Below are 6595 nucleotides of genomic sequence, written 5' to 3' on the forward strand. Positions count from 1 at the left end.
ACCGGCCCACCGATAGCCTGACGAAGTGACTTCAGCGCGCCACGACCAATTCCTGATCTCCGGCACCTTCAATTTCCGTGACCTGGGCGGTGCCCGCACCACCGTCGGCCGCACCGTCCGCGAAGGGGTGCTGTTACGGTCCGCCCAGCTCAGCCGCCTCGACGAGGCGGGCGTGGCCATGCTGGCCGAGCTCGGCGTCACCGATGTGCACGACCTGCGCGGGTTCGCCGAGATCGACTTCATCGGCCACGACGTGGTGCCGGACGGGGTTCGCCTGCGGGTCACTCCCTTCGATTCGCGCATGGGCGAGACTCCGCCGCACGAGGCCCGCCGCTCGGTCACCGCCTCCTCGCACATGCTCGAGGTCTACCGCACCTTCCCCGCCCTGCCCGAGGCGCACGAGGCCATCAAGGCGCTGGCCGAATCCGTGCTCGCCGGGACCGCGCTGGTGCACTGCGCCGCCGGCAAGGACCGCACCGGCTGGGCGGTCGCCACCCTGCTGCGCGCGGTCGATGTCACCGAAGAGGACATCTACGCCGACTACCTGCTCAGCAACGACGCCGTCCCCACCCTGCGCGCCTTCATGACCGACGCCATGAACGAGGAGCTGTCCGACGACCTGCTGGGCGTGAAGCCCGAATACCTGGAGACCGCGACCACGTCGATGAACGACATGTACGGCGGCCTCGAGGGCTACCTCGCCGAGATCGGCATCACGCCCCAGCTGCGCGACGCGCTGCGCGAGCGCCTGCTCGACTGAGGCTCATCGCGCTCATTCCGCCAGGGCCGACTCGTCCGCCAGGGCCTGGCGGACCAGGCCGTCCGCGTCGATGCTGACCTGGTTCCCGGTGTGGAACCAGGAACCCGTGAAGCGGGACTCGGTGGTCTGCGGGTCGTTCCAGTAGCGCGGGGTGACATTGGGGCCGCGGCACAGCAGTTCGCCGTGGCCCGCGTCGGCGTCCGGGCCGCACAGCGCGAGTTCGGTGCCGCCGAAGGCGAATCCGAGCACGTCCCGGCCGGGGTCGCCGGCGAGCGCCGCGGTGTCGTCGCGGGCCAGGCCGATGCCGGAGGTCTCGGTCGCACCCCATACCGACCACTGCCGGGCCGCCGGGAAGACGTCGCGCAGGGTGACCGAAACTGCCTCGGAGGCAGCCGGATCGGTGACCGCGAGCTCGGCGCGATGCCCGGCGCTGCAGACCTGGCGCACCCGGTCCACCCGCAGCCCGGCCAGGTCGGGCAGCAGCCCGGCGAAGATGCGCGGCGTCGCCGCCACCATGTCGATGCGTTCGGCGACAAGGATTTCCGGCACCGCGGACCGGTCGGGGGCCAGCACCACGGTGCCGCCGACGGCGAAGGTCGGCAGCAGCTGGTCGACACAGCCGCTGGCGTGCGCGAGCGGCAGCAGCAGCAGGTTGCGCAGGCCGTCGCTGGGCAGTTCCAGCGCGCCGACCACGGAACAGATTGCCGAGAGCAGATTCTCGTTGGTCAGCTCCACGCCGCGCGGGTGCGCGCCGGGGCCCATGGTGGTGTAGCAGAGCAGCGCCAGTTCGCCGAGGGAGGCGCCGTCGTCGATGAAGGCCGCGCCGTCGGGCAGGGCCTCGCGGTAGCCGGCCGCGCGGCCGCCGCCGTCGAGCACGAAGTCGGTGCAGGCGTCGCGAATCACGCGCTCCGCGGCCGCATCCGGCAGGCCGTCGTGGACCAGGACCGGCACCGCGCCCGAGAGCAGCGCGCCCAGGAACGCCTGCACCCAGCGCGCGCCGACCGGCATGCGCACCGCGACCCGGTCGCCGTAGCCGATGCCGTGCTCCTGGAGGCCGCCGGCGATGCGGGAGGCCGCGTACCAGAGTTCGCGGTAGGTGAGCCGGGGGCCGCCGATCTCCACCACGGCCTCGCGGGCGGCGAAGGTGTGGACCTGGATGTCGAGTAGTTCGGTGAGCGCCGGCGTGAGGTTGCCGTAGCGCAGGATGCCGTCCGCCGCGCGCGCAAGCGGGTTGGCGCACCAGCCGTTTCGGGTGTGCGGGTATTCCACGAGTAACTGCGACATCGTCCCTCCGAGTGCCTCGTCAGCCCTGCCAGGCATGAGTGACTATATGATGCAGATCACAGACATGGGCGGATTGTCGGCAAACGGATGTCAGGGTTTGACCCGATGGAAACAGACCACCCCTCGGTGAAACCGGACTTCCCCTGGCGAGCCTGCGGAAACGTCGGAATTGCAGGGCCCTTCGCACATTCACACCGGAATTCCCCACCGGACGGTCTCGGCCTCCCCCCAATCACCCACCCGCGCAGGTGAGAGCGTTGACACGCCCGGGCGCGGGCCGACACACCCGGGCGCACACCACGACCCGGGCCGTCGGACTCCCGCGTTAGCCGTCTACTTGCCTGTGTACGTGGCCTTTCCGGGCCCGACCTCGAGGAAGCTCCGCACCGCGTTCTTCAGATCCTCGGTGCCGAAGAGTTGCCCGGACACCTCCGGGGTCACCGAATCCGCGTGCGCCACACCGCCGGAACGCCAAGCCTCGATGATCGCCTTGGTGGCGGCGTGCGCGCGGGTCGGGCCGTCGGCCAGCCGGGCCAGCAGCGCGCGAGCCTCGGTGTCGACGTCCTCGTGAATCGCGTTGACCACGCCCCACTCGGCCATGGTGGCGGCCGGGTAGGTGTCGCCGGTCATGACGAACTCGCGCGCGCGACCGGACCCGGCGCGCTCGGCCAGCCGCTGCGGGCCGCCCATCGACGGGGTCAGGCCGACCACGGTCTCCACCAGACCGAACTTCGCCTTGGGCGCGGCCAGGATGATGTCGCAGGCCAGCGCCATCTCGAAGGCCGCGGTCAGGGTCAGCGAGTGGGCCGCGAAGATCACCGGGCAGGGCAGCGCCTCCAGCGGGTGGATGATCTGCGCGAACAGCGTCTGCCACAGCTGCGCGCCCTCCTGCTCGGAGAGCCCGTCGAAGACGTGCACGTCCACGCCGCCCGAGACCAGCTTGCCCTCGGCGCGCACCAGCAGCGCCCGCGGCGGATTGGCCGACAGCTCCGCCAGATCCACCGCCAGCGCGTCCAGCAGGGCCTTGTCGAACAGATTCAACGGGCCATGAGCGATGGTCAGAATCGCCGTATCCGCACCGCCCGCGGTGACAGCGCGTTCCAGGCGAGTGGGCTTCGAGTCAGTCATGCCCCCGAATGTATGCGGATGCTTACTTTGGCGACAGACCCGGGCGGAAGTTTCGCCGAGGCAACTAGCCTGGGCTGGTGACCACGTCGAAATCGGAGCCGGGCTCCTACGTCGAACCCGGTGAATTCAAGCGCGATACGAACTACATCGAGACGCGGATAACCGCGGACGGCAGGGATGGTTACCCGGTCGAGGCCGGGCGGTATCGGCTGATCGCGGCGCGGGCTTGCCCGTGGGCCAATCGGACGATCATCGTGCGGCGGCTGCTCGGGCTCGAGTCGGCGCTGTCGATGGGGTTGGCCGGGCCCACCCACGACAAGCGCAGCTGGACCTTCGATCTGGATCCGGGTGAGGTGGATCCGGTGCTGGGCATCCACTTTCTGCAGGACGCCTACTTCAAGCGGATCCCGGACTATCCGCGCGGCATCACCGTGCCCGCGATCGTGGACGAGCGCACCGGCGCGGTGGTGACCAACGACTACGCGCAGATGACCCTCGACTTCTCCACCGAATGGACCGAGTTCCACCGGCCCGGAGCGCCGAAGCTGTATCCGGAAGACCTACGCGCGGAGATCGATTCGGTGAATCGCCGGGTCTACACCGAGGTCAACAACGGCGTGTACCGGTGCGGCTTCGCGGGCGGGCAGGACGCCTACGACGCCGCCTACGATCGGCTGTTCACCGCGCTGGACTGGCTCTCCGAACGGCTGGCCACGCAGCGCTATCTGGTCGGCGACACCATCACCGAGGCCGATGTGCGGCTGTTCACCACGCTGGTCCGCTTCGACCCGGTGTATCACGGGCACTTCAAGTGCAATCGGGACAAGCTCACCGAGCTCCCGGTGCTGTGGGCCTACGCCCGCGACCTGTTCCAGACCCCGGGCTTCGGCGACACCGTGGACTTCACGCAGATCAAACAGCACTACTACATCGTGCACACCGACATCAATCCCACCCGGATCGTGCCCAAGGGTCCGGAACTCGGCAACTGGCTGACCCCGCACGGCCGGGAAGCGTTGGGCGGCAAGCCGTTCGGAGACGGCACCCCGCCGCCCCCGCCCCTGGAGGCGGAACGTGTGCCCGCCGGGCACACGCCCGCCTGACCGGACCTACTCCCCCGCCGCGCCCCGATAGGTCCCGAAGCTCCAGTAGACCCCTTCGGGGTCGCGGCAGGTGAAACCCCTTGACTCGTAGTCGGTTTCGTTCCGCAGTTCACGGGTGATGTTCGCGCCCGCCGCTTTCGCGCGGGCGTAGAGGGCGTCGGCGTCGTCGAGGGCGATGTACACCGAGCCGACACCGGGCGGCTGGCACGCCAGGGACATGCCCTCGCGGACGCCGCCGAGCATGATCGCGCCGCCGCCCGGCCAGGCGAGCTCGGCGTGGGCGATGGTGTCGCCTTCCTCGTAACGGGCGGTGGTCTCGAAGCCGAAAGCCTGCTCCAGGAACGTGATCGCGGCCTTCGCGTCGCGGTAGACCAGGGTCGGCCAGACGACGGTGGCGGTCTGTACAGGGGTTGTCGTTTCGCTCATGGATTCACCCTCCCGCCTCGGCGGGTTGCCGGTCTTGGACGAATGGGAACTCCTCGTGTTCCAGCCACGCCGACGGCGGCATGCCCGCCAGCTCCCGCCACTCCCGCGCCATGTGCGCCTGGTCGTAGTACCCGGCGACGGCCGCCACCTCCGCCAGCGGCGGCAGCACCGGATCGCGCAGCAGGCGATGCGAACGCTCGAAACGCGACACCCGCGCGGCGTCCTTGGGCGTGATCCCGAACTCGGCGGCGAAGCGATTGCCGAGATGCCTGCGGCTCCAGCCGATCTCGTCCGCGACGGCGGCCACCCGCACGGCCGGATCCGGTCCGGAGAGCAGGGTCCAGGCGCGCGCCAGTTCGGCGTCCCACCGCACGGGGTCCACCCGCCGCAACAGGATCTCGTCGAGCACCGCGAAGCGCCGCGGCCAGTCCGGCAGCAGCGAGAGCCGGTCCCGCAGCTCGATCGCCCGGGGGCCGAGCACGTCGGTGAGATCCACGATCCACGAGCCCAGCTCCGCCGTCGGCATCCCGAACAGCGCCCGGCAGCCCAGGGGCGTCAAGCTCAGTTGCACGCCGTGCTGGAAACCGTTGTGCGCGATCATCGCCGGACGCGTGGTGAGCCCGCTGGCCAGCATGTCCCAGCGACCGGCGGGCTGACCCGGCTGCGAGGAGACCGGGACCTCGATGGGTTCGTCGATGGTGATGATCACCGTCAGCACCGAGCCGGGCATGCCGACATGCGTGCCCGGCGCGAAACCGCGCAGCAGATAGCCCTCGTACCCGAGGACGTAGGGGCGCAGTCGCGGATCAGGTAGTCCCGACGCGCCTTCGGACACGCCTGCCACGCCGTCCACCCTAGGCCGATCTTGCCGGGTAAGGCACCCTTCCATCCGGAACCGGTCTATCTCGCGAATCGTTGTCGGGGTGCCATAGAGTTTCGGTCGGAGGACCGCACGGAAAAGGGGTTTGCGATGTTCAAGGCCGGGCTCGAGAAAGCGGTCGTCTCGCTGCTCGACAACGGGGCCCAGGTGCAGGCTCCGGCTGTCGCCAAGTACGTGGGCAAGCTGCGGGACGGGCATCCCGGGGAATCGCCGGCGCAGATCATCACCCGCATCGAGAAGCTCTATCTCAACGCCGTGACCGGCTCGGGAACCGCGGTCGGCGCGGCCGCGGCGGTACCGGGCGTGGGAACCGTGACATCGCTTGCCGCCATGAGTGCGGAGACCGCGTTCTTCCTGGAAGCCTCGGCGGTGTTCACCCTCGCCGTCGCGGCCGTGCACGGGGTCGCGCCCGAGGACAAGGAACGCCGCCGCGCACTGGTGCTCGCCGTGGTGCTGGGCGAATCCGGCATGGAGATCGTGCAGAAGAGCGTCGGGCACTCCGCCAAGAACTGGGGTGGGCTGATGGCGGGCAAGATCCCCGGCATCGGCGCGATGAACGACTCCCTGCTCAAGAAGTTCCTGGTGCAGTTCATCGCCAAACGCGGCGCGCTCATGGTCGGCAAGGTGATTCCCGCCGGAATCGGCGCGGCCATCGGCGGATTCGGCAACCGGGCGCTGGGCCACGGCATCGTCGACAATGCCCGCAAGGCCTTCGGCGCGCCCCCGCTGACCTGGCCGCAACCGCTGGTCATCGACGCCGACCCGCTGCCCGCCGTGGAAGCCCCGACCCGGAACCGGCAGTCGTGACGCGCCCGCTCGCCATCGCCGCCGGGGGCCTCACCAAGACCCTCGAGACCGGCACCCTCGTCGACGACGTGAGCTTCGTGGTGCCCGCGGGCACCGTGGCCGCCCTGGTCGGGCCGCACGGCTCGGGCAAGACCACCGTGCTGCGCCTGCTGCTCGGCCTGCTCACCCCGACCTCCGGCACCGTGACTCTGGTCGGCCCCGGCAGGC

General features: G+C 70.0%; 8 protein-coding genes. 4 read left to right on the forward strand and 4 right to left on the reverse strand.

The window, feature by feature from the left end; translation table 11 throughout:
* Positions 1 to 25 precede the first annotated feature (25 nt).
* Positions 26 to 760 (forward strand): tyrosine-protein phosphatase, encoded by a 735-nt coding sequence (locus ACWELQ_RS05640; protein WP_452395847.1) that lies wholly within the window; start codon positions 26 to 28, stop codon positions 758 to 760.
* 12 nt (positions 761 to 772) lie between these two features.
* Here the strand turns inward: ACWELQ_RS05640 and ACWELQ_RS05645 are convergent, their stop codons facing one another.
* Both ACWELQ_RS05645 and ACWELQ_RS05650 read right to left on the reverse strand, forming a co-directional pair.
* Positions 773 to 2044, reverse strand: coding sequence for a class I adenylate-forming enzyme family protein (locus ACWELQ_RS05645; protein ID WP_452395848.1), 1272 nt, complete (start codon positions 2042 to 2044; stop codon positions 773 to 775).
* A gap of 333 nt (positions 2045 to 2377) precedes the next feature.
* The gene (locus tag ACWELQ_RS05650; protein WP_452395849.1) at positions 2378 to 3172 is read right to left on the reverse strand and encodes an enoyl-CoA hydratase/isomerase family protein; all 795 of its coding nucleotides are present in this window, start codon (positions 3170 to 3172) and stop codon (positions 2378 to 2380) included.
* A gap of 77 nt (positions 3173 to 3249) precedes the next feature.
* Here ACWELQ_RS05650 and ACWELQ_RS05655 point away from each other — a divergent pair, with 77 nt between their 5' ends.
* Positions 3250 to 4275, forward strand: a complete 1026-nt coding sequence (locus tag ACWELQ_RS05655) for a glutathione S-transferase family protein (protein ID WP_452395850.1) — start codon at positions 3250 to 3252, stop codon at positions 4273 to 4275.
* Between the two features lie 6 nt (positions 4276 to 4281).
* Here ACWELQ_RS05655 and ACWELQ_RS05660 read toward each other — a convergent pair whose 3' ends face one another.
* Together ACWELQ_RS05660 and ACWELQ_RS05665 are read right to left on the reverse strand one after the other, a co-directional pair.
* Complete coding sequence (locus ACWELQ_RS05660; RefSeq protein ID WP_452395851.1) at positions 4282 to 4701, reverse strand: VOC family protein; 420 nt, start codon at positions 4699 to 4701, stop codon at positions 4282 to 4284.
* Positions 4702 to 4705: 4 nt separating this feature from the next.
* Complete coding sequence (locus ACWELQ_RS05665; protein ID WP_452395852.1) at positions 4706 to 5545, reverse strand: helix-turn-helix domain-containing protein; 840 nt, start codon at positions 5543 to 5545, stop codon at positions 4706 to 4708.
* A gap of 126 nt (positions 5546 to 5671) precedes the next feature.
* Here ACWELQ_RS05665 and ACWELQ_RS05670 point away from each other — a divergent pair, with 126 nt between their 5' ends.
* A complete protein-coding gene (locus tag ACWELQ_RS05670; protein WP_452395853.1) occupies positions 5672 to 6388 on the forward strand; it encodes a hypothetical protein in 717 nt (238 codons plus the stop codon).
* The coding region (locus ACWELQ_RS05675) for an ATP-binding cassette domain-containing protein (protein ID WP_452395854.1) at positions 6385 to 6595 on the forward strand (211 nt) is incomplete at its 3' end. The genes ACWELQ_RS05670 and ACWELQ_RS05675, both read left to right, overlap by 4 nt.

The sequence above is a fragment of the Nocardia sp. NPDC004722 genome, from assembly GCF_053601505.1.

Coding starts and splice junctions, on each gene's coding strand:
- ACWELQ_RS05645 (WP_452395848.1), bottom strand. CDS start 2,044: ATGTCGCAGTTACTCGTGGAATACCCGCACACCCGAAACGGCTGGTGC.
- ACWELQ_RS05650 (WP_452395849.1), bottom strand. CDS start 3,172: ATGACTGACTCGAAGCCCACTCGCCTGGAACGCGCTGTCACCGCGGGC.
- ACWELQ_RS05660 (WP_452395851.1), bottom strand. CDS start 4,701: ATGAGCGAAACGACAACCCCTGTACAGACCGCCACCGTCGTCTGGCCG.
- ACWELQ_RS05670 (WP_452395853.1), top strand. CDS start 5,672: ATGTTCAAGGCCGGGCTCGAGAAAGCGGTCGTCTCGCTGCTCGACAAC.